The sequence below is a fragment of the Streptomyces sp. NPDC111744 genome, from assembly GCF_055634995.1.
This window is the reverse complement of sequence record NZ_JBVKCG010000013.1, coordinates 23,751-45,978: the sequence shown is the minus strand read 5'-3', so window position 1 is coordinate 45,978 and position 22,228 is coordinate 23,751. Positions and strand designations below refer to the sequence as shown.

18 protein-coding genes are annotated in these 22,228 nt (G+C 70.9%); 9 read left to right on the top strand and 9 right to left on the bottom strand.

Annotation, left to right across the window (positions count from 1 at the left end):
• Positions 1–11: 11 nt before the first annotated feature.
• Positions 12–1,238, bottom strand: a complete 1,227-nt coding sequence (locus ACZ7OO_RS26595; RefSeq protein WP_471508353.1) for a serine hydrolase domain-containing protein — start codon at positions 1,236–1,238, stop codon at positions 12–14.
• A gap of 311 nt (positions 1,239–1,549) precedes the next feature.
• Here ACZ7OO_RS26595 and ACZ7OO_RS26590 point away from each other — a divergent pair, with 311 nt between their 5' ends.
• The 5 genes from ACZ7OO_RS26590 (at position 1,550) to ACZ7OO_RS26570 (ending at position 10,201) form a co-directional block, all read left to right on the top strand.
• Positions 1,550–3,328: a M4 family metallopeptidase gene (locus ACZ7OO_RS26590; protein ID WP_471508351.1), complete on the top strand. Its 1,779-nt coding sequence runs from the start codon at positions 1,550–1,552 to the stop codon at positions 3,326–3,328.
• A gap of 193 nt (positions 3,329–3,521) precedes the next feature.
• Positions 3,522–4,712 carry an ROK family transcriptional regulator gene (locus tag ACZ7OO_RS26585; RefSeq protein ID WP_471508349.1) on the top strand — a complete coding sequence of 397 codons (1,191 nt, stop codon included), beginning with the start codon at positions 3,522–3,524 and terminating at the stop codon, positions 4,710–4,712.
• A gap of 31 nt (positions 4,713–4,743) precedes the next feature.
• Positions 4,744–6,540 carry an alpha-galactosidase D gene (locus ACZ7OO_RS26580; protein ID WP_471508347.1) on the top strand — a complete coding sequence of 599 codons (1,797 nt, stop codon included), beginning with the start codon at positions 4,744–4,746 and terminating at the stop codon, positions 6,538–6,540.
• Positions 6,541–6,638: 98 nt separating this feature from the next.
• Positions 6,639–8,984 carry a glycosyl hydrolase family 95 catalytic domain-containing protein gene (locus ACZ7OO_RS26575; protein ID WP_471508346.1) on the top strand — a complete coding sequence of 782 codons (2,346 nt, stop codon included), beginning with the start codon at positions 6,639–6,641 and terminating at the stop codon, positions 8,982–8,984.
• Complete coding sequence (locus ACZ7OO_RS26570; protein ID WP_471508344.1) at positions 8,981–10,201, top strand: SGNH/GDSL hydrolase family protein; 1,221 nt, start codon at positions 8,981–8,983, stop codon at positions 10,199–10,201. The genes ACZ7OO_RS26575 and ACZ7OO_RS26570 overlap by 4 nt, the downstream gene beginning before the upstream one ends.
• Before the next feature lie 18 nt (positions 10,202–10,219).
• Here ACZ7OO_RS26570 and ACZ7OO_RS26565 read toward each other — a convergent pair whose 3' ends face one another.
• The 4 genes from ACZ7OO_RS26565 to ACZ7OO_RS26550 all read right to left on the bottom strand — a co-directional run bounded on the left by ACZ7OO_RS26565 (position 10,220) and on the right by ACZ7OO_RS26550 (position 14,062).
• Complete coding sequence (locus ACZ7OO_RS26565; protein WP_471508343.1) at positions 10,220–10,483, bottom strand: hypothetical protein; 264 nt, start codon at positions 10,481–10,483, stop codon at positions 10,220–10,222.
• Between the two features lie 77 nt (positions 10,484–10,560).
• Positions 10,561–10,914, bottom strand: a complete 354-nt coding sequence (locus ACZ7OO_RS26560) for a UBP-type zinc finger domain-containing protein (protein ID WP_471508341.1) — start codon at positions 10,912–10,914, stop codon at positions 10,561–10,563.
• The gene (locus ACZ7OO_RS26555; protein WP_471508340.1) at positions 10,911–12,389 is read right to left on the bottom strand and encodes an ATP-binding protein; all 1,479 of its coding nucleotides are present in this window, start codon (positions 12,387–12,389) and stop codon (positions 10,911–10,913) included. Before ACZ7OO_RS26555 ends, ACZ7OO_RS26560 begins: the two co-directional genes overlap by 4 nt.
• A complete protein-coding gene (locus tag ACZ7OO_RS26550; RefSeq protein ID WP_471508338.1) occupies positions 12,386–14,062 on the bottom strand; it encodes an NAD(P)/FAD-dependent oxidoreductase in 1,677 nt (558 codons plus the stop codon). The genes ACZ7OO_RS26555 and ACZ7OO_RS26550 overlap by 4 nt, the downstream gene beginning before the upstream one ends.
• A gap of 195 nt (positions 14,063–14,257) precedes the next feature.
• Here ACZ7OO_RS26550 and ACZ7OO_RS26545 point away from each other — a divergent pair, with 195 nt between their 5' ends.
• Positions 14,258–15,142: a universal stress protein gene (locus ACZ7OO_RS26545; RefSeq protein ID WP_471508337.1), complete on the top strand. Its 885-nt coding sequence runs from the start codon at positions 14,258–14,260 to the stop codon at positions 15,140–15,142.
• On the opposite strand, the gene ACZ7OO_RS26540 is transcribed toward ACZ7OO_RS26545, so the two are convergent.
• From ACZ7OO_RS26540 to ACZ7OO_RS26530, 3 genes are all read right to left on the bottom strand, one after another.
• The gene (locus ACZ7OO_RS26540) at positions 15,129–16,364 is read right to left on the bottom strand and encodes a DUF4032 domain-containing protein (protein WP_471508335.1); all 1,236 of its coding nucleotides are present in this window, start codon (positions 16,362–16,364) and stop codon (positions 15,129–15,131) included. The genes ACZ7OO_RS26545 and ACZ7OO_RS26540 overlap by 14 nt on opposite strands.
• Before the next feature lie 9 nt (positions 16,365–16,373).
• Positions 16,374–17,123 (bottom strand): MBL fold metallo-hydrolase, encoded by a 750-nt coding sequence (locus tag ACZ7OO_RS26535; protein ID WP_471508333.1) that lies wholly within the window; start codon positions 17,121–17,123, stop codon positions 16,374–16,376.
• Between the two features lie 87 nt (positions 17,124–17,210).
• On the bottom strand, positions 17,211–17,837 hold the full coding sequence (locus tag ACZ7OO_RS26530) for an alpha-ketoglutarate-dependent dioxygenase AlkB (RefSeq protein ID WP_471508331.1): 627 nt from the start codon (positions 17,835–17,837) through the stop codon (positions 17,211–17,213).
• A 118-nt stretch (positions 17,838–17,955) separates the two neighbouring features.
• Here ACZ7OO_RS26530 and ACZ7OO_RS26525 point away from each other — a divergent pair, with 118 nt between their 5' ends.
• Together ACZ7OO_RS26525 and ACZ7OO_RS26520 are read left to right on the top strand one after the other, a co-directional pair.
• Entirely contained in the window at positions 17,956–18,582 is a 627-nt protein-coding gene (locus ACZ7OO_RS26525) for a TetR/AcrR family transcriptional regulator (protein ID WP_471508329.1), read from the top strand.
• Positions 18,583–18,599: 17 nt separating this feature from the next.
• Positions 18,600–20,273, top strand: a complete 1,674-nt coding sequence (locus tag ACZ7OO_RS26520) for an FAD-binding dehydrogenase (RefSeq protein WP_471508327.1) — start codon at positions 18,600–18,602, stop codon at positions 20,271–20,273.
• Here ACZ7OO_RS26520 and ACZ7OO_RS26515 read toward each other — a convergent pair.
• On the bottom strand, positions 20,270–20,620 hold the full coding sequence (locus tag ACZ7OO_RS26515; protein WP_471508325.1) for a DUF488 domain-containing protein: 351 nt from the start codon (positions 20,618–20,620) through the stop codon (positions 20,270–20,272). The two genes, ACZ7OO_RS26520 and ACZ7OO_RS26515, sit on opposite strands and share 4 nt — an antisense overlap.
• Positions 20,621–20,793: 173 nt before the next feature.
• Here ACZ7OO_RS26515 and ACZ7OO_RS26510 point away from each other — a divergent pair, with 173 nt between their 5' ends.
• Positions 20,794–22,197: a M1 family metallopeptidase gene (locus ACZ7OO_RS26510; RefSeq protein WP_471508323.1), complete on the top strand. Its 1,404-nt coding sequence runs from the start codon at positions 20,794–20,796 to the stop codon at positions 22,195–22,197.
• Positions 22,198–22,228: the final 31 nt, after the last annotated feature.

The window sequence follows — 22,228 nt, the reverse complement described above, 5'->3', positions numbered from 1 at the left end:
AGGTGCCGCGGCTACTGCTCCCGCGGCGCGGCCGGTGCGATGTCCTCCCGCTCGACCGGCGTCCCGGCACCGCGCGTTGCCGCGCGCTTGCCGCAGAACGCCGGCTCCAGCGTCTCCGCCAGTGTGTTGAGCACGGCCGAGCTGTTGGAGGCGTTGGCCACCGCGGTCAGGCTGCGCGTGCCGTCCTTGGTGGTGAAGGCGTACGTGTAGTAGCCCTGGACGGCGCCCGTGTGGCCGTACACCGAGATCCCGCAGGACAGGTCGCGGCGGCGCAGCCCCAGGCCGTAGGAGGTGTTGGAGTTGACCCGGGTGAAGCGCTCCATCTCCGCAAGGCGTGCGGTCGACGTCAGCTTCCCGCGGACCAGCGCCGAGTAGAAGGTGTCGAGGTCCTGGGCGGTGGAGATGATGGCGCCCGCACTCTGTGCCCAGGACACCGTCTGGTCCGTCGCGTCGACCGGCTTGGCACCCGACTTGTCCGCGGTGAGATAGCCGTTGGCGTGCTGCCCGGGGATCTTCGTGTCGGGGTGGACATAGAAGGTGTCGCGCAGCTTCAGCGGCTTGAAGATGCGGTTCTCGTACGCGGTCCGCACGCTGTGCCCGGTGATCTTCTCGATCAGCATCCCGGCGACCACGAAGTTGGTGTTGGAGTACGAGTAGGCGGCGCCCGGCGCGTTGGTGCGCGGCTTCTTCAGGGAGAGGTTCACCAGCTGGCGGTAGGTGAAGACCTTGTTCCGCACCGCCTCGAAGCCCGACACACTGCTGGCGAACATGTCGTTGGTGTAGTCGTACAGGCCGCTGCGGTGGCTGAGCACGTGCCGCACGGTGATGCGGTCGTCCGGCAGCAGCCCCGGCAGATAGCGGTTGACCGGCGCGTCCAGGGCGAGCTTGTGCTCGTCCACCAGTTGCAGCAGGACGACCGCCGAGAACGTCTTGGTGACACTGCCGACGCGGAAGCGGTCGCCGGTGGTGATGGCGCGCCTGGTCGTCCGGTCGGCTACGCCCCGCGTCGTCTTGTAGACCTTCGTGCCGTCGTCGATCCGGGCCATCGCGCCCGGTGCCCCCTTCGCCACGACCGAGCTCAGCACCGCGGCCATGCCCGCGGTGTCGGGCGCCGGCAGGGCGGCGGCCGGCCGGGGCTCCGCTCCCGCCTTCATGGGCGCCGCCTGGGCCGGGACCGCGAGCAGCGACAGCGCCACCGCTCCGAGCACCGCGCTTCTGCTCACCTTTGCCGAGACCATTCGAACCCTGCTCCTCTCTGCCTGTTTCCGATGCGAGATGGGTCACATTCGCTTCAGGGAACCCTCTCGCATCCCGTCACATCTCCACAGTCGACGCACAGTTGGTCACTCTGCGATCACCATGCCGTGCGAATTCGCAAAGAATTTCCATGAAGCGCAAGAAAAGCGACGAATTGCGCTTTACATGCACATGACTCGTCCGGAAGGGTTGCGGCCCGGGGCCCGACCAGCCCCTTGGCGCCCAACGGCGCCGTGCCGCAAGGCGGTCGGTGACGATTCCGGCCGCCTTCGAAGGTAAGGAACCCTGATCAGTGCGTAGCGCGCACATACGCAGCGTGGCGGTCGCCGTCGCCGTGACGACGGCCGCCACGGGCCTGACCGGTACGGCCTTCGCCGGTCCCACCACGGGGGTGGAGCAGCAGGCCGCGACCGCCGCCACCACGGCCGCGCAGGTGGTGAGGGCGGCACGGGCCGCGGCCTTCGCCCACGCCTCGGCGACCGGTGTCGGCGCGGGCGACGAGCTCCGGGCACAGGACGTGATGATCGACCCCGAGGGGGCACGTCATGTCCGCTTCCTCCGCACCCACCGGGGCATGGCGGTGCTCGGCGGCGACCTCGTCGTCCATCTTTCCCGCCGGTTGGCCTACGCCGGTGTCACCCGAGCGGCCGACCACGCCGTCCGGCCCGCCACCACCGAGGCGAAGCTGACGGCCCGCCAGGCCGAGCAGAAGGCCGCCTCCGCCGCCGACGGCGACGCCGGCACCGCCGCGCTCGTGGTGGACGCCCGCGGCGGTGCATCGGCCCTCGCCTACCAGGTGGCGGTCGACGGCCCGGACGGCTCCCGTACGGTCGTCGTCGACGCCGTCAGCGGCAAGGTGCGCAGCAATACGCCGGACAACGACGAGTTCCTCTCGCCCAAGGTGCTGGACACCCTCCGCGAGCACGGTGAGACCCTCGACCCGGCCACCGGCACCGGCGCTCAGGCCGACGCCTTCGCCGGCGCGTCCGTCTCCGCAGCCGCCCGCTACCCAGCGACCGCGCACGGCTTCGGCAGGTCCCTCTTCGTCGGCAAGGTCCCGCTCACCACCACGCAGACCGCCCCCAAGAGCTTCCTGCTCAAGGACCCGACCCGCTACGGCACCGAGACCCGGGACGCCAAGGGCAAGGAGACGGAGAGCTTCGCCCAGGGCACCAAGTTCACCAGCGGCACCGACAGCTGGGGCAACGGCGCCACCAGCAGCCGGGGCAGCGCCGCGGCCGACGCCCAGTACGGCATCACCAAGACCCTGGACTTCTACAAGAAGACCTTCGGCCGCAAGGGCATAGCGAACAACTCCAAGCCCGCCCGCGCCATGGTCCACTGGGGCAAGAAGGTCGGCAACGCCTTCTGGGACTCGGACTGCGGCTGCATGCTGTACGGCGACGGCGACGGACAGGAGATCAAGAAGCCGCTGGTCGTCCTCGACGTCACCGGGCACGAGCTGACCCACGGCGTGGTGGACGCGACCGCCAAGCTCGAACCGACCCGGGTCGACAGCGACGGCCAGTACGGCGAGCCGGGCGCCCTGAACGAGTCGCTGGCCGACGTCTTCGGCTCGAACGTCGAGTTCTCCGCGAACAACCCGAACAACCCGCCGAACTACCTGCTCGGCGAGAAGCTGGGCCTGAAACAGAAGTTCCTGCGCCGCCTCGACCACCCCTCGCTCGACCGCATCGAGCAGACGGTCGACTACTGGTCGCCCGAGGTGGCGGACGCCGAGGTGCACGCCGGCTCCGGCGTCTCCTCGCACGCGTACTACCTGCTCGCCGAGGGAAGCGGCCGCAAGAAGATCGGCGCCACCACCTACGACTCGCCGACCTACGACGGGTCCACGGTCACCGGCATCGGCCGTGCCAAGGCCACGGCGATCTTCTACCGCGCCCTGACCCGGTACATGGTCTCCTCGACCGACTTCCACGACGCGAGGGTCGCGACGCTGAAGGCGGCCCAGGACCTCTACGGCGCGAGCGGCGTCGAGTACCGCACGGTCGACCAGGCCTGGGCAGCGGTCAACGTCACCGAGGCCAACACGTCGGCCGGCCGCCACTGACGGGCACGGCACACCGCTGATCCGGGTGCCCTGTCGGGGGGCCGGGCACCCGGATCACCCTCACCGGTGGAACACGAGCCAAGGTCCCCATGTCACCCGCCATTTGAAGGCCACGGCAGCCTCACAGTCAACCTTCAGGTGATTCCTGTTTCTTTTATTGACAGCGGAAAATAAGCCACCTAAGTTCCCGGCCATGCGCTCCACCTCCCGTGCCGAGATGTTCCCGGCCCACACGCCGGCCGCCTCGCAGATCTTCACCACGGTCCTGTCCCACGGCCCCCTCACCCGGCTGGAGGCGGCCCGCCGGGCCGGCTTGTCGGCGGCGGCCGTGACCAAGGCCGTCCGGCCCCTGCTGGCGGCCGGGTACCTGGCGGAGGACGCCGACGGCGAGGCCCGGGCCGCCCTCGGCCGCCCCGCCAACCTGGTGCGGGTCGACGGCGGGCGCGCGCTGTTCATCGGGGTCAAGGTGACCGGCGACGAGGTCATCGCCGTCCTCACCGACCTCTGCTGCCGAATCCGCCTGTCCCGCCGGCTGCCGGTCACGGATCGCGCCGCCAAGGCCGTCCTGACCTCCATCGCCGAACTGGCCCACGAACTGCGCACCGAGGCCGAGGACTTCGGCGCCCCCGTCCTCGGCCTCGGCATCGCCGTCTCCGGCGACGTGGACCGCGCCGAAGGGGTCGTGCGCTATTCGCCCTTCCTCGACTGGCGGGACGTGGCCCTCGCCGAACTCGCCGCCATGACCACGGGGCTGCCGGTCGTCGTCGACAACGACGTACGTGCCCTGACCGTCGCCGAGCAGTGGTTCGGCGCCGGGGTCGGGCTCTCCGACTTCGCCGTGGTCACCGTCGGCGCCGGTATCGGCTGCGGACTGGTGATCCACGGCCGGTTGGTGGCGGGCGCGCACGGGGTGGCGGGGGAGATCGGGCATGTGGCCATCGACCCGGCCGGGCCCCTGTGCCACTGCGGCAACCGCGGCTGTGTGGAGGCGATCGCCGGCGACGCCGCGATCGTCACCCGGATGCGTGAGGTGACGCACCGTCAAGTGACCGACTCCGCCGAGGCGGTGGCCCTGGCCCACGAAGGCGTGCCCGGAGCTCGGGAGGTGTACGCCCGCGCCGGCGAGGCCATCGGCCGGGGCATCGCCACCGTGGCCAACCTCTTCGGCCCCGAACGTGTGATCATCTCCGGCGAGGGACTCGCCGCCTACGACCTCTTCGCCGAGCAGATCCTCGACTCGTTCACCGCGGCCGCCTTCGGCTCGGCCGCGCAGTGCGACGTACAGACCCGCCCACTCCCCTTCGAGGAGTGGGCGCGCGGGGCCGCGGCCGCCGCGATCCAGTCCTTCATCACCTCGTCTCCCACCCCAACGGGCAAGGGCTGAGCCGCCCAAGACCCCGACCCCAGGAGGGCCCATGCGGTCACCTTCGTACTCCGTCCTGCCCGCACGCGGGCTGAGAACCGTGCTGGTGCTGGCACTCACCGCGGCCTTCGCGGCCGCCGTGCCGGCCGCCCAGGCCGAAACGCCCGCCCCGATCGCCGCCAAGCCGTACATGGGCTGGTCGAGCTGGAGCATGCAGTCGTCCAAGTACCCGGGCCTGAACGACCAGGGCGACTACAGCTATCTCACCGAGGCGAACGTCCTCAAGCAGACCGACGCCATGGCGAGCAAGCTGAAGAAGTTCGGCTACGACTACATCAACATCGACGCCGGCTGGTGGATGGACTGGAACTGGAAGTCCGGCTACGACCAGTACGGCCGCCAGAAGGCCGACTCCGCCCGTTTCCCCAGCGGGATGAAGGCCGTCGCCGACCGCATCCACGCCAAGGGCCTCAAGGCCGGCATCTACCTCCCGGCCGGCCTGGAGAAGGGCGCCTACGGCGACGGCAAGACGCCCGTCTGGAACGCCGACGGCTGCACCACCGCTGATGTCGTCTACGACGACCTGCGCACCACCAACGGCTGGGACAGCGCATACAAGATCGACTTCGACAAGCCATGCGCGCAGAAGTACATAGACTCCCAGGCCCAGATGATCGCCGGCTGGGGCTATGACTTTCTCAAGCTCGACGGCGTCGGCCCCGGCTCCGGCAAGAGCGGCGACCAGTACGACAACGTCGCCGACGTCGCCGCCTGGAACAAGGCGATCACCGCCACCGGCCGCCCGATCCACCTGGAAGCCTCCTGGTCCCTGGACTTCGGGCATGCCGCCGACTGGAAGAAGTACACCAACGGCTGGCGTATCGACACCGATGTCGAGTGCTACTGCAACACCCTGGTCAGCTGGGAGAACTCCGTCGACGACCGCTGGGACGACACCCCGGCCTGGACCGACAAGGCGGGCCCCGGCGGCTGGAACGACCTCGACTCCCTCGACGTCGGCAACGGCGCGATGGACGGCCTCACCAAGGCCGAACGGCAGAGCTACGCCACGCTGTGGGCCGTCGCCAAGTCGCCCCTGTTCACCGGCGACGACATCACCAAGCTCGACGACTACGGCGTCTCCCTGCTGACCAACCGCGAGGTCATCGGCGTCGACCAGAGCGACAACCCGCCGGCCCGGCCCGTCACGCCGTCCGACCCGCAGCAGGTCTGGGCGGCGAAGAACGCCGACGGCACGTACACGGTCGCCCTGTTCAACCTCGCGAACTCGCCTTCGGCGGTGACGGCCGACTGGACGGCCCTCGGCTTCACCGGCAAGGCGTCGGTGCGGGATCTGTGGAACCACGAGAACCTCGGCAGCTACCAGAACAAGATCACCCAGGCGCTGCCCGCGCACGGCTCACGCCTGTTCACCGTGACCCCGAAGGGCAGCGCCCTGGCCTCCACCGGCTATGAGGCCGAGGCGAGCGCCAACACGCTGAGCGGCAACGCCTCGGTGGCCGGTTGCGACGCGTGCTCCGGGCAGAAGAAGGTCGGAAACCTGTACCAGGGCGGCAAGCTGACCTTCAACAACGTGGTGGTCGACAAGGCCGGTACGTACCTGGTGAAGGTGGCCTACGTCAGCGGTGACTCCCGGTCGGCCACCATCGCGGCCAACGCGGGGGGCGGGACCAGCCACAAGTTCCCGTCCACCGGGGACTGGGGGACCGTGGCGACGGTGAGCGTGCCGGTCGCTCTGAAGGCCGGTGCCAACACGATCAGCTTCGACAGCGGGTCGGGGTACGCGCCGGACGTCGACCGGATCGACGTTCCCAAGTCGCCTCGGTAAGTGCGTCGTTCGGGAACTGCGGGCCGGTGGGGGCCGGTCGCGCAGTTCCCCGCGCCCCGGAAAGGGGCGCCCTCCTCACGAACGTCGGATTGGAACCCATGGACAACCACCCCAGCAGACGTAGCTTCCTCGCCCTCGCCGCCGCCACCGGAGCCCTCGCCTCGCTCCCCTCCTTCACCGCTTCCGCCGCCCCGCTGCGGTCCTCGGAGCCGCTCGTCTCTCCTCGTCACCAGCTCTGGTGGCAGGCGCCCGCCGGCGACGGGTCGATGATCACGCAGGGTCTGCCGGTCGGCAACGGCCGGCTCGGCGCCCTCGCGAGCAACGACTCCGGCCGTGAGCTCCTCCTGATCACCGACGCCACCCTGTGGACCGGCGGTCTCAACGACACCCTCGACTCGGACGGCCAGTTCCCCTACGGCCGCGCCGACTTCGGATCGCTCACCCTGCTCGCCCGGCTCACCGTCGAGATCCCCGACCACGACCTGGGTGCCGTCTCCGGCTACCGCCGTGCCCTCGACCTCGACAACGGCGTGGTGAGCGCGTCGTACGTCCGTTCCGGAGTGACCTACCGGCGGCAGGTGTTCGCCAGTCGCCCGGACGACGTGATCGTGCTGCACCTCAGCCAGGACGGCGGCGGCCGGTACACCGGAACCATCACCCTCGAAGGCACCCACGGCGAGACCGGCGGCACGGCGGAGTCGTTCGCCGGGGCCTTCGCCAACGGCCTGAAGTACGGGGCCGCCGTGAACGCGTACGGCAGCGGTGGCAGCGTGCGTGTCAGCGGATCGCACATCACCTTCACCAACTGCCGGGAGCTGACGGTCGTAGTCAGCGGTGGTACGAACTACGCGCCGGACGCCGCCGTCGGCTACCGCGACCCGTCCCTCGACCCGCGGGCGCTCGCACGCACCAAGGTCAAGGCGGCCGCCCGGCACTCGGCGGACGCGCTGCTGCGTACCCACGCGGCCGACCACCGGGCGTTGTTCGGGCAGTTCGACCTGTCGCTCGGCACCTCGACGGCCGGCCAGCGCGAACTCGACACCTGGGCGCGCCTCCAGGCCCGCGCCGACACCGGTGACCCCGACCCGGAACTGGAGGCCTCCTACGCCCAGTTCGGCCGCTATCTGATGATCGCCGGGTCGCGTGACAGTCTGCCGATGGGTCTCCAGGGTGTCTGGCTGGACGGCAACGACCCGGACTGGATGGGCGACTACCACACCGACATCAACATCCAGATGAACTACTGGATGTCCGACCGGCTGGGCCTGTCCCAGTGCTTCGACGCCTACACCGACTACTGCGTCGACCAGCTCCCGTCCTGGACGGACCTCACCCAGCGGCTGTTCCAGGACTCCCGCAACCGCTACCGCAACTCCAGCGGCAAGGTGGCCGGCTGGACCGTCGCCATCTCCACCAACCCCTTCGGCGGAGGCGGCTGGTGGTGGCACCCGGCGGGCAACGCCTGGCTGTGCCAGAGCCTGTGGGAGCACTACGAGTTCACCCAGTCCCGCGCCCACCTGGAGAAGATCTACCCCCTCCTCAAGGGCGCCTGTGAGTTCTGGGAGGCGCGGCTGCTCACCACCACCCTGGACGACGGGAAGGAGGTCCTGATCGCGGACAGCGACTGGTCCCCGGAGCAGGGGCCGCTGGACGCCAAGGGCATCACCTACGCCCAGGAACAGGTGTGGATGCTGTTCGGCAACTTCCGCACTGCGGCCGCCACGCTGAAGAGGGATGCTGGGTACGCGGACACCATCGGCGGGCTCCGCGAGCGCCTCTACCTGCCGGTGGTGAGCCCGAAGACCGGCTGGCTGGAGGAGTGGATGTCCCCGGACAACCTCGGCGAGACCACCCACCGCCACCTCTCGCCGCTGATCAACCTCTTCCCCGGCGACCGTATCCGACCCGACGGGTCCACCCCCGCCGAGATCGTCAAGGGTGCCACGGCCCTGCTCACCGCGCGCGGTATGGACAGCTTCGGCTGGGCCAACGCCTGGCGCTCGCTGTGCTGGGCGCGGCTCAAGGACGCCGACAAGGCCTACCAGCTCGTCGTCAGGAACCTTCGCCCGTCCAGCAACGGCAGCAACGGCACCTCACCCAACCTCTTCGACATCTACGAGGTCGAGCAGGGCCGGGGCATCTTCCAGATCGAGGCCAACTTCGGCACCCCGGCCGCGATCGTGGAGATGCTGCTGTACTCCCGCCCCGGTCACCTGGAACTCCTGCCCGCCCTGCCCGCCGCCTGGGCCGCCTCCGGCAGGGTCACCGGGGCCGGCGCGCGCGGTGGCTTCGTCGTCGACCTGAGCTGGCGCGACGGCAGGCCGACCGAGGCCCGGATCCGCAGCGTGGGCGGCCGTACGACGACGGTCGCCTACGGCGGTGAGTCACGCACGGTCACGCTGCAGCCCGGCGCGTCCGTCACGCTGAAGGACTTCGCGCGGTGACCGGCCGGTTCGCGCGACTCCTCAGCCTCGCCGCCGTTTTACTGGCGACGGTCGCCTGCCAGACCGGGCCCGCCCAGGCGTCACCCGCCCCGGTGCGGACCGCCTCCGCCCGGCACGACGTCGTCACCTGGGGGGCCAGCGCCGACCGGATGGGGCAGGGCACCGCCGACCGCGGCTACCGGCTGGTCGTGCACACCAGCGCCGCCGGAAGCGGTCTGCGGGTGCGTCTGTCCAACGCCTTCGGCGACCGGCCGCTGACGCTGGACAGCGTCTACGCGGGCCTCCGGAGCCAGGGCGCCGCCCTCAAGCCGGGCAGCAACAAGCGGCTCACCTTCGACGGCGCCCGCACGGTCACCGTGCCGGCCGGCGCCACCGCGTGGAGCGACCCGCTGCCCGGCAGCCTGCCCGCCGGCAGCGATCTGGTCGTCAGCCTGCACAGCCCGGACGCGGCCGGCCCGGCCACCGGCCACTGGATGGCCATGCAGACCTCCTACACCACCCAGGGCGACCACACCGCCGAGGAGAGCGCCGCCAACTGGACGGAGACCACCGGCTCCTGGTGGTACCTGGACTCGGTCTCGGTACGGCCGTCGAACCCGGCAACCGGGGCCGTGGTGGCGCTCGGCGACTCCATCACCGACGGCTGGGCGTCCACCACCGACCTCGACCGCCGCTGGCCGGACTATCTCGCCCGCCGGCTCCAGAAGGCGGACACCGAGGTCAAGGGCGTCGCCGACGAGGGGATCTCCGGCAACCAGGTCCTCGCCGACGGCGCCGGGCAGGCCGCCCTCAACCGTCTGGACCGTGACGTCCTCAGCCAGCCCGGTGTCCGTACCGTCTTCCTCTTCGAGGGGGTCAACGACATCAAGGCCCACACCGGGGTCACCGCGGCGGACCTGATCGCCGGGTACCGCGAGATCGTCCGGCGGGCGCACGCGGCCGGCAAGTGCGTGGTCGCCTCGACCGTCGGGCCGTTCGAGGGCTGGTCGGAATGGGACACCGCGGGTGAGGCCGTACGCCAGGAGGTCAACCAGTTCGTCCGCACCAGTGGGGAGTTCGACGGGACCGCCGACTTCGACCGGATCCTGCGCAGCCCCTACGACCAGGCGCGGATGCTGCCGTTCCTCGACGGCGGCGACCACATCCACCCCAACGACAAGGGAATGCAGGCCATGGCCGACGCCGTCGACCTCGCCGGCCTCGACTGCGACCGCTGAACCCGCTTACCGGCCTGATCACCCCTGGGCTGTCGGCTCCGGGGTGATCAGGCCCTCGCGACAGGCGATCGCCACCGCCTCCGTACGGCTCGCCGCGTCCGGCCCGGACACCGCACGGGTCCACTCGGCCTCCGCGCGCGCAAGCCAGGCCTGCCCCTCCGGGCCCTGCCGCGCGGCCGAGACCCGGGCCGACTCGACCAGCTCGCCCGCGAGGTCCGTCCAGTGGCCCTCGCCCCCGGTGCCGCGCAGTCCCACCGCCGGCGCCGCCAGCCGGACCGTCACGTCCGGCGGCCGCCCCGACTCGTCGGTCAGCGCCAGGGGCGCGGGGCCGTATTGATCGGCGGCACCCCTTCAGGCACTCAACCCCGCAGCACCTGCGCCCAGTTCCCCGGCACCCGCTCCGCAGGACCCGGCACGGACTGGTCCGCGGGATGGCTCACCGGCGGCGCCAACTCCGGCCCCGCCTCGAACACTTCCTCCGTCTCGTAGTTCCAGAACCATCCCTCACCCGGCTCGTAACTACAGATGATCGGATGCCCCGTGTCACGGAAGTGCTCCGTCGCGTGCTTCGCGGGCGAGTCGTCGCAACACCCGATGTGCCCGCACTGGGCACACCGCCGCAGATGGAACCACCAGCCCCCCGCGTTGTCGCACTCCACACACCCGGCACCGCTCGGCGGAACGTTCGGGTCGATCGTGGTGTCCTCACTCATACGGTCTCCTCGGGTGACTCGGGCGCCGCTGTCTCGGGCGCTGCGGCGGTCAGTGGAAGCAGCACCTGGAAACGGGTGTCCCCGGGTACCGACTCCACCCGCATGGTGCCGTGATGCTTGTTCACGACGATCCGCCACGAGATGTCCAGGCCGAGACCCGTGCCCTGCCCGACGGGCTTCGTCGTGAAGAAGGGGTCGAAGATCCGGCCCTTGATCTCCGGCGCGATCCCGGTGCCGGTGTCCCGGAACTCGACCAGCAGTTGCTCGTGGTCGAGCGCGGTCCGCACGGTCAGCGTGCCGTGGCCGCCGCCGTCGCCGTCCTTCATGGCGGAGACCGCGTTGTCGATGAGATTGGTCCATACCTGGTTGAGTTCGGCGGGGTAGGCGGGGACGGGCGGGACCGTACGGTCGTACTCCTTGACCACCTGGATGTCCTGCCCGATCTTCGCGGACAGCATCAGCAGGGTGCTGTCGAGGAGTTCGTGCACGTCCACGACCCGGTACGGCGCCCGGTCCAGCTGGCTGTACTGCTTGGCCGCGTCGACGAGGTTCGAGATCCGGGTGGTGGAGTCGTCGATCTCGTTCATCAACAGCTCGGTCTCGACGGTGTAGTTGAGCCAGCCGACCGCGTTCGGCAGGATCTCCTCGTCCACGGCCGCCGCGACCTGCTCCAGCCAGTCGACCTCAAGCCCGGCCTGCACGAAGGTCGGCGCCAGCTGCCACCCGTAGTCGATGCCGTGGTCGTCCAGCCAGTCGGAGAGCGCGTCCTCGCGGTCGGTGGCCTCCAGCGGACTCAGCGCCGGGGCCTTGGCGACCCGTTCGGCGGTGCGCTCCTGGAGCTCGATCAGACCGGCCAACTGCTCCCGTGAGAACGGCCCTTCGGCGATCACGGCGAGCTTGCGCCGCATCTTCGCCACCCGCTCGCGCAGCGTGGACGTGGCGCGGACGGCCGCCGCGGCCGGGTTGTTGAGCTCGTGGGTGAGCCCGGCGGACAACGAGCCGAGCGCCAGCAGCCGCTCGCGCTGCCCGATCGCCGCCTGGGTATTCTTCGAACCGAAGAACAGGCCCTCCAGCAGATGCACGGCCATCGGGAACCACTCGCGCATGATGTCCGCGAACGTGTCCGCCGGCAGCACGAAGAACCGCGTCGGCTCGGTCACCCGCATCGAGTTGTTGTACGCCTGCCGCACCCGGTCCCCGAGGTACGCCTGCATGGCACCCGCGTAAACCCCGGGCTGCGAGGTGCGGGTCACCTCGATGTCGTCGCCGGCGACCCGGCGGGAGAGCACCACGGTGCCCTCGATCATCACGTAGAAGCAGGTGGCCGGCTCGCCCTCGGTGTAGACCGGACCGGGCTCGAACAGCTCGACCCGGCCCGCGGCGCACAGCCGCCCCAGCTGCTCCGGCTCCAGTTTCTCGAAGAGGAACAGCGCGCCGATCTCCTTCGGGCTGCAGGGCATCAGCCGCCCGCTCATGACTGTTCCAGATAACGGTGGACGAGCATCACGGCCATGGCTCCTTCTCCGACGGCGGACGCGACACGCTTGGCGGACTCGGCACGCGCGTCGCCCGCCACGAACACTCCGGGCACGCTGGTCTCCAGGTGGTAGGGCGGCCGGTCCAGCTCCCAGGCCGTCGGCGGTCGTCCGTCGACCGTCAGATCGGGCCCGGCCAGGATGAACCCGCGCCCGTCGCGCAGCACGGTGTCGCCGAGCCAGTCGGTCAGCGGGGCCGCGCCGATGAACACGAACATCCACTGCGCCTCGACCGACTCGGTCTCGCCGCTCACCGAGTGACGCAGCGTCAGCCGTTCGAGCCGGTCGGACCCGTGCGCGGAGTCGACCAGCGTGTGGCTGCGCACCGAGATGTTCGGGGCCTCGTTGATCTGCTGGATCAGGTAGTACGACATCGACGTCGACAGGTCGGCGCCGCGCACCAGCAGCGTCACCGACTTGGCGAACCGGGACAGGTACATGGCCGCCTGGCCCGCCGAGTTGGCGCCGCCGACGATGTACACGTCGTGCCCCTGGCAGGAGCTGGCCTCGGTCAGCGCGGAGCCGTAGAACACCCCGCAGCCGGTCAGGTCGGTGCAGCCCTCGGCCTCCAACTGCCGGTACTGCACACCCGTCGCCAGGATCACACTGTGCGCCGCGATCGCCGAGCCGTCCGCGAACCGCACCACCCGCGCGGCCCCGTTGACCTCGAGTGCCGTGACCTCACGGGCGGTCAGGACCTCCGCGCCGAACTTGGCGGCCTGCCGCCGTGCCCGGTCGGTGAGCTGAGCCCCCGACACCCCGTCCGGGAAGCCGAGGTAGTTCTCGATCCTGGAGCTCTGCCCGGCCTGCCCGCCGGTCGCCGCGCGCTCCACCAGCACGGTCCGCAGCCCTTCCGACGCCCCGTACACCGCCGAACCGAGCCCGGCCGGGCCACCGCCGATGACCACCAGGTCGTAGAAGTCCGCCGTGGGCGTGGTCGCGAGTCCGACCCGCGCGGCCAGTTCGGGCGCCTCGGGCTCGACCAGGGGCGTGCCGTCCGGCGTGATCACCAGCGGCAGTCGCTGCCCGTCGGCCCCGGCGGCCGCCAGCAGCCGCTGTCCCTCCGGCTCCTCGACCGAGTACCAGCGGTAGGGCACCTGGTTGCGGGCGAGGAACTCCCGCACGTCCGAGGACCGGGCCGACCAGCGGTGCCCGACGACCTTGGTGGCCGGCACCGGCTTGTACTCGCTGCGCCGCCACGCTTCCAGCAGGTCGTCGAGGACCGGGTACAGCTTCTCCTCGGGCGGGTCCCAGGGCTTGAGCAGATAGTGGTCCAGATCGACGACGTTGATCGCGTCGATCGCCGCGTTGGTGTCCGCGTACGCGGTCAGCAGCACGCGCCGGGCGCCCGGATACACGTCCAGGGCCTGCTCCAGGAACTCGATGCCGTTCATCTGTGGCATCCGGTAGTCGGCCACGATCACCGCCACCAGGTCGCCGCGCAGCTTCAGCTCCCGCAGCGCGTCCAGCGCCGAATCCCCGGACTCCGCGCGCACGATCCGGTACGACGCGCCGTAGCGGCGCCGCAGGTCCCGGGCGACGGCACGGGAGACTCCCGGGTCGTCGTCCACGGTCATGATGACGGTCCGCGCTGCGTCGGCAGCCTGTGCCATACGTCTCCCACCCCGAGCCGTTGGATTCTCTGCACGGCGGGCCCTCCGGAAGGAGCGCGGCCACCGCACCCGCCCATCGTATGTTCGATTGCTCGCCCTCGCTCTTGTACGCCCGTGCACAGCGGGCACCCGTAAGTGCGGAAGACTGATCGCGCATACGCGGAACCGACGCGGAACCGACGAGGAGGCCGGTGCATGACACGCCCGATCACGGCAGGGCTCGACGGTACGGAGGAGAGTCTCGCGGCTCTGGACTGGGCGGCCCGTGAGGCGGTGCGGCGCGGTCTGCCGCTGCGGGTGGTGCACGCCTGGCGGTATGAGGAGCACGAGGCGCTCGGCGGCGACCGGCAGACCCAGCGCGGGTGGGTGTCCGACGGGGTGGCCGAGTCGGTGGGTGCCGTCACCGAGCGGTATCCGGAGCTCGCGGTGAGCGTCGACGTCCTGGCGGGCGGTCCGGTCGAGGTGCTGGTCGAGGCGGCGGCCGGGGCCGAGCTGCTGGCGCTGGGCTCGCGCGGGCACGGGCCGGTCGTCGGGTTCCTGCTGGGCTCGGTCGGGCAGCAGGTGATCGCCGAGGCCGCCCGGCCGGTCGTCCTGGTGCGCGCCGGGGACCGGCCCGTGGGGGAGGCCGCCGGGCGTGAGGTCGTCGTGGGTCAGCAGGGCGGCCCGGAGGACAGCGCGGCCGCGCTGGAGTTCGCGTTCGAGACGGCGGCGGCCCGTGGCGCGACGGTCCGGGTGGTCCGGGCCTGGACCCTGCCGCCGGTCTTCGCCTACAGCCCGGGCTCGCTGAAGCTGCTGGACGAGACCGGCGGACTGGAGCCCTTCGAGAAGAAGGCCCTGTCCGAGGCGGTACGGCCAGTGCGGGAGCGGTTCCCGGACGTGCCGGTCGCCGAGCATGTGGAGATGGGCAGCGCCGGCCAGGTGCTGCTCTCGGCGGCCGGCCGGGCTCAGCTGATGGTCGTCGGCCGGCGCGCCCACCGGACGGCGGTCGGCGCACGCATCGGCTCGGTCGCGCACGGGATGCTGCACCACGCCGACTGCCCGGTGGCCGTGGTGCCGCACGACCGAGTCACTCGGGAGTGACCGGCTCCAGGGTCTCCCGCGCCTTGGGAAGGACTTTCTCGATGTAGTCCTCGACCGCGCTGTCCAGGCCTATGTCGTGCTGCGCCCGCTCGGACAGGTACCAGCGGTGTTCGAGCAGCTCGTGGTAGATCTCGGCCGGATCCATGGAGCCGCGCAGCTCCAGCGGCACGGCCCGCACGGTGGGGCGGAAGACGTCCCGCACCCACCGGTGGGCCAGCACCTCGGGACGGGCGGCCAGGGGGTCGCCGGGGGCGTAGTCGTCCTGGGTGGCCATCCAGCTCTCCAGGTCGTTCAGCAGCCGCCGCGCCTGGTTCTCCTCGGCGTCCAGGCCGGTAAGCCGCAGCAGCTGGCGCTGGTGGTGCCCGGCGTCGACGACCTTCGGCACGAAGGTGACGGTGTCACCGTTGGAGGAGTGCTCGATCTGCATCTCGGCCACGTCGAAGCCGAGCTCGTTGAGCCGTCGGATCCGGCGCTCGATGTAGTGGTACTTGCCCGCCGGATACACCGAGGTCCGGGTCAGCTCCTCCCACAGCTCGCCGTACCGGGTGCAGATCTCGAACCCGAACTCGATCGGGTCCAGCGAGGGGTGCAGCGCCCCCGACGCCTCCAGGTCGAGCAGCTCGCCGCTGATGTTGACCCGGGCCAGATCGAGGTCGTACTCCCGCTGTCCGCTGCTGAGCTGCGGATGCAGGTCGCCGGTCTCGGCGTCCACCAGATACGCCGCGTACGCGCCCGCGTCCCGCCGGAACAGCGTGTTGGACAGCGAGCAGTCGCCCCAGGCGAACCCGGCCAGGTGCAGTCGTACGAGCAGCACCGCGAGGGCGTCCATGAGGCGGTGCATGGTGGCCGGGCGCATCGTCGTCTCGAACATCGAGCGGTACGGCATCGAGCCGCCCAGGTGCCGGGTGACCAGCACCGACTCCAGCGGTTCGCCCGCCGCGTCGGTACGGCCCGTGATCACCGCGAGCGGGTCGACCGCGGGGATGGCGAGCCGGTCCAGGTCGCGCAGCAGCTCGTACTCGCGCAGCGCCGGCCGCTCCGCCAGCTCCTTCACCGCGAGGACCTCGCTGCCGGCCCGGGCGTAGCGCACGACGTGCCGTGAGATACCGCGGGGGAGCGGCACCAGGTATTCCTCGGGCCACTCCTCCAGCGGGACGTCCCAGGGCAGTTCGAGCAGGAGTACGGGGTGCTCCGGGTTGGTGGCGTTGATCTGCAATGCCATGGCCCGGCCTCAGAGGGCGCGTTCGCGGGCCAGCTGGGCGGCCGCCTTGACGGATCCCCGGTGCACGGGGCCGTGCCCGGGCAGCAGCACATCGGCGTCCAGCGCCTCGATGATGGCGAGCGAGTCAACCGCCTGGGACCGCTCGTGGTGGAACATGTCGGGCAGCAGCTGCGGGCCGCTCAGACGTGCGGTGCGGTGGCCGCTGACCAGGGCGTCTCCCGAGATCACGATCCCGGCGTCGGGCAGGTGGTAGACGGTGTGCCCGTCGGTGTGGCCGGGCGTGTGTATCGGGACGGGCCGGCCCGGCAGGTCGAGCGGGCCGTCCGCCACCGGGAACGCCTCGGGCGCGGTGACCGGATGCTGCTCGGTGCCGCCGACCCGCAGGACGTGCACCAGCCACGGCACCACACCCGGCCGCCAGGCGTTCTTCAGCACCGAGCCCACGGAGACCTGCTGGAGGAACTCCCGCCGTGCGTGCGGTACCTCGGCCTCGTGCAGATAGACCGGGGTGCCGTGGGTGTCACGCAGATACTCGGCGGAGCCGAGGTGGTCGTTGTGCGCGTGGGTGATCAGGACGGCCGCGACGGCTTCCGGTGAACTGCCCACCTCCGTGAGGGAGTCGAGCAGCCCCGGCCGGTCCCCGGGGTAGCCGGTGTCCACCAACGTGACGGCGTCGCCGTCCTTGATGATCACCCAGTTGGTGTGCTGCCCGTGCACCAGATAGGTGCCCCTGCCGACTTCATGTACTTCTGCGCGCATGATCTCTCCGACGTTCCCGCAGCGTGCCGACCGAACCGGGGGACAGCCAACCAGATGGTGCGGGGCACCTGTTAACGGGGACCCGGGTCACCGCACCCCGTGCGGCCGGAACTGGACGCTGATGCGCGGACCGGCGGCCCGTGCCGTCTTGGGTACGCAGTGCTCCCAGGTCCGCTGGCAGGAGCCGCCCATCACGATCAGGTCGCCGTGGCCCAGCGGGCGCCGGACGGAGGGGCCGCCGCGCAGCGGGCGCAGCAGCAGGTCACGGGGCGCGCCCACGGAGAGGATCGCGACCATGGTGTCCTCCCGCGAGCCCCGGCCGATGCGATCGCCGTGCCAGGCGACGCTGTCCCGGCCGTCGCGGTAGTAGCAGAGCCCCGCCGTGGTGAACGGCTCGCCCAGCTCGTCGGCGTAGTGCCGGGTGAGCGCGGCCCGGGCCTCGGCGAGGATCGGATGCGGCAGCGGGTCGTCGGCGCCGTAGAAGGCGAGCAGCCGCGGTACGTCCACGACGTTGTCGTACATCGTGCGGCGCTCGGCGTGCCAGGGGACGTCCGCCGCCAGCTGTTCGAACAGTGCGTCGGCGCCGCTCAGCCAGCCGGGCAGCACGTCGATCCAGGCGCCGGAGCCGAGCTCGGTCCGGCCGACTGCGTCGAGAGAGCCGAGCCGCAGCTCGTCGGTCTGGTCGAACAGGGAGCCCTGGAGGTGCGTGGCCATGGAATCAGCGTACTCCTTAATCGAAAGTGTGTTCGCATTCGATCATGACGACCTGGCGCGAGGTCTTTCGATACATTCGTGTATCCGATACATTCGTGTATCGAACGGAGGTCGGGACATGGCAGTGGACGGCGCGACGAAGCGGGTCACCCGGCGCCGGGTGCATACCCGGGCCCGGCTGCTGGACGCCGCGTTCACCGTGTTCGCGGCCAAGGGCTTCGGACGCGTCTCCATCGAGGAGGTCTGCGAGGCCGCCGGATTCAGCCGGGGCGCCTTCTACTCCAACTTCGCCACCCTCGACGAGCTGTTCTTCGCCCTCTACCGGGAGCGCGCCGACGTGATCGCCCAGCAGGTCGCCGACGCGCTCGCCGTCGAGGGACCCGGCCTCGACGTGCCCGCCTCCGTGGACCGGGTCACCGAGGTCCTGCTCCTCGACGTGGACTGGCTGCTGGTGAAGACCGACTTCCTGGTGCACGCCGCCCGGGACCCGGCGGTCGCCGAGGCCCTCCTCGGCCACCGGGCCCGGCTGCGGCAGGCCATCGCCGACCGGCTCTTCCGGGCCCGCGGCCACGCACCGGTCCCCGCCGTGCTCGGCGGGGCCGAGGGAGCCGCACACGCCGTGGTCGCCGCCTACGACGGAGTCACCACCCAACTGCTGCTGGACAGGGACGTGGACCGGGCCCGCGCCTGGCTCAAGCAACTGCTCACCGCGCTGCTGACCGACGGCAGCACCCCATTCGGATAAGAGAGGCAACGGTCGCCATGGACGCGGACGTCATCGTCGTCGGAGCGGGCCTCGCCGGCCTGGTCGCGGCGCACGAACTCACCAGCAGGGGCCGACGGGTCGCCCTGGTCGACCAGGAGAACGCCGCCAACCTCGGCGGCCAGGCGTTCTGGTCCTTCGGCGGGCTCTTCCTCGTCGACTCGCCCGAGCAGCGCCGCCTCGGTGTCAAGGACTCCCTCGACCTGGCCTGGAACGACTGGCAGGGCAGCGCCCAGTTCGACCGGAAGGACGACGAGGACTCCTGGGCGGTGCGCTGGGCACGGGCCTATGTCGAGTTCGCGGCCGGGGAGAAGCGGCCCTGGCTGCAGAGCCACGGCATCGGTCTGCTGCCGACCGTCGGCTGGGCCGAGCGCGGCGACCTGCGCGCGACCGGCCACGGCAACTCCGTACCGCGCTTCCACATCGCCTGGGGCACCGGGACCGGTGTCGTCGAACCCTTCGCCCGGTACGCCAGGCAGGCCGCCCGCGACGGACTGCTCACCTTCCACCACCGCCACCAGGTCGACGAACTCGTCATCGAGGACGGTGCGGTACACGGCGTACGCGGCACGGTCCTCGCCCCCGACGACTCGCCCCGCGGTGCCGCCTCCAACCGCGACCGCATCGGCGACTTCGAACTCACCGCCCAGGCTGTCGTCGTCACCACCGGAGGCATCGGCGCCAACCACGACATCGTCCGCCGCTACTGGCCCGAACGCCTCGGCACACCCCCCGCCGAGATGGTGACCGGCGTCCCCGCCTACGTCGACGGCCGCATGCTCGACATCAGCGCCGAGGCGGGCGTACGCCTGGTCAACCGCGACCGTATGTGGCACTACACCGAGGGCATCCAGAACTGGAACCCCGTCTGGCCCGGCCACGGCATCCGCATCCTGCCCGGCCCGTCCTCGATCTGGCTGGACGCCCTCGGCCGCCGGCTGCCCGACCCCTGCCTGCCGGGGTACGACACCCTCAGCACCCTCAAGTACCTGCGCACCACCGAGGACATCGCCGGACACGACCACTCCTGGTTCGTCCTCACCCGGAAGATCATCGAGAAGGAGTTCGCGCTCTCGGGCTCCGAGCAGAACCCCGACATCACCGCCAAGGACCGCAAGGCCGTGCTGCGTGACCGGCTGCTCGGCAAGGGCGCCCCGGGCCCGGTGCAGGCCTTCGTCGACAAGGGCGCCGACTTCGTGACCGCGTCGTCCCTGGAGCAGCTCGTCGAGAAGATGAACGGGCTCACCGACAAGGCGCTCCTGGACGCGGCCGAGGTACGCCGCCAGATCGTCGCCCGCGATCTGCAGATCCACCACTCCTACAGCAAGGACTCCCAGGTCCAGGGCATCCACAACGCCCGCCGGTACATAGGCGACCGCCTGGGCCGGGTCGCCACCCCGCACCGCATCCTCGACCCGGCCGCCGGGCCGCTGATCGGCGTCAAGCTGCACGTCCTCACCCGCAAGACCCTCGGCGGCATCCAGACCGACCTGGACTCCCGCGCCCTCGGCGCCGACGGGCAGCCGATCGACGGGCTCTACGCGGCCGGCGAGGTGGCCGGCTTCGGCGGCGGCGGTGTCCACGGCTACAACGCGCTGGAGGGCACCTTCCTCGGCGGCTGCCTGTTCTCGGGCCGGGCGGCGGGACGCGCGGCCGCGAAGCAGACGGCTTAGGTGGTGAGGAGCCGCGCCAGTACGGTGGCGTGGCACTGCTGCGGAGTCCTGGACGCGGTGAGCAGGGTCACCGGGCCCCTGCGGGCCGTATCCCGTAGGCCGTCGAGGAGTTCTGCGGCCTCGGGAGCGGTCAGCTCCGCCCCGTAGCGGTCAGCGAACTCGTCGTACGACCCCTCGCCCGCGTGGTACCAACGGCGCAGCTCGTTCGACGGCGTCAGCCCCTTGGGCCACTCGTCCACCCGCGCGTCCGCCTTCGACAGCCCGCGCGGCCACAGCCGGTCCACCAGGACCCGCACACCGTCCTGAGGCTCGGGCGGTTCATAGATCCTGCGGACGCGCACGCTCATGGTCGGGCACCTCCCCGGCTCGGTGGTGATGTCGGTGCCGCGAGCGTATGCGGCGGCCCCGCACCACCGGCTGCCGACGCGGCGCAGCTTGACCAGAATGAGGCAGAATCGCGGACGCCCGCGCGCCTAGTCTGTGGGCCATTGATCACCGGCCATCCCCCGAAGGAGCCCATGTGCAGGGCGCAAGCAGACGTATCGCAGTCCTCCGCCGCGAGGCCGTCCTCGGCACCGTCCCGGTCGCCGTGGCGGCCCTGCTCGCCGCCGCCGGACCGGCCTCGGCGAGCACGATCGGCGCCGCGGGCGCGGGCGACCCCTACTTCCCGCTCAGTGGCAACGGCGGCTACCACGTCGGCCACTACGACCTGACGCTCCGTTACGACACCTCCTCCGGCCATCTCGACGGCAGGGCCGTCCTCACCGCCCGCGCCACCCAGAAGCTCACCCGCTTCGACCTCGACCTCAAGGGCCTGAAGGTCACCCGGGTGACGGTCGACGGCCGGACCGCCCGCTTCAGCCGCAGCGGGCAGGAACTCGTCGTCACGCCGGCGCACGCACTCGCGAAGGGCCGGGAGTTCCGGGTCGCCGTCACCTACAACGGCACCCCCAAGCAGGTCACCGACCCCGACGGTTCGGCCGACGGCTGGATCCGCACCGACGACGGCGCGTTCGTCGCCGGCGAGCCGCAGGGCGCGATGACCTGGTTCCCGGCGAACAGCCACCCCAAGGACAAGTCGTCGTACGACTTCACGATCACCGTCCCCAAGGGCCGCACCGCCGTCAGCAACGGAGTCCTCCTCGGGCAGCACACCGCCGGCGGCCGCACCACCTTCCGCTGGCGGCAGAGCGAGCCGATGGCCGCGTACCTGGCCACCGCCACGGTCGGCACGTTCAAGGTCGAGCAGTACACCACCCGGGACGGGATCAAGGTGTACAACGCGGTCGACCCGCACGAGGCCCGCGGCTCCGCGGCCGTGCTGAAGAAGCTGCCGTCGGTCCTGGAGTGGGAGAGCAGGCTGTTCGGGCCGTACCCCTTCCGTGCGGCCGGGGCGATCGTCGACCACGCGCCGAACGTCGGCTACGCCCTGGAGACACAGAGCCGGCCGATCTACGACTCCGCGCCCGACCTCAGCACGCTGGTGCACGAGAGCGCCCACCAGTGGTTCGGTGACTCCGTCTCCCTCACCGCCTGGAAGGACATCTGGCTCAACGAGGGCTTCGCGACGTACACCGAGTGGCTCTACAGCGAGCAACACGGCGGCGACAGCGCGCAGAAGGCCTTCGACGCGCTGTACGCCAAGCCGGCGAGCGACGAGTTGTGGGCGTACCCGCCCGGCGACCCGGGGAAGGGGGCGAACATCTTCGGCACGCCGGTGTACGCGCGGGGTGCGATGGCGTTGCACGAGCTGCGGAAGGCCGTGGGGGATCCGGTGTTCTTCCGGATCCTGCGGGCCTGGGCGAGTGAGCACCGGTACGGGCACGGGACGACTGCGGAGTTTGTGAAGCTGGCTGAGGGGGAGTCGGGGAGGGACCTCGGTTCGTTGTTCCGGACGTGGTTGTTCGAGACGGGCAAGCCGTAGCGGTCAAAAGCTGACGGGTTTCTCACATTCG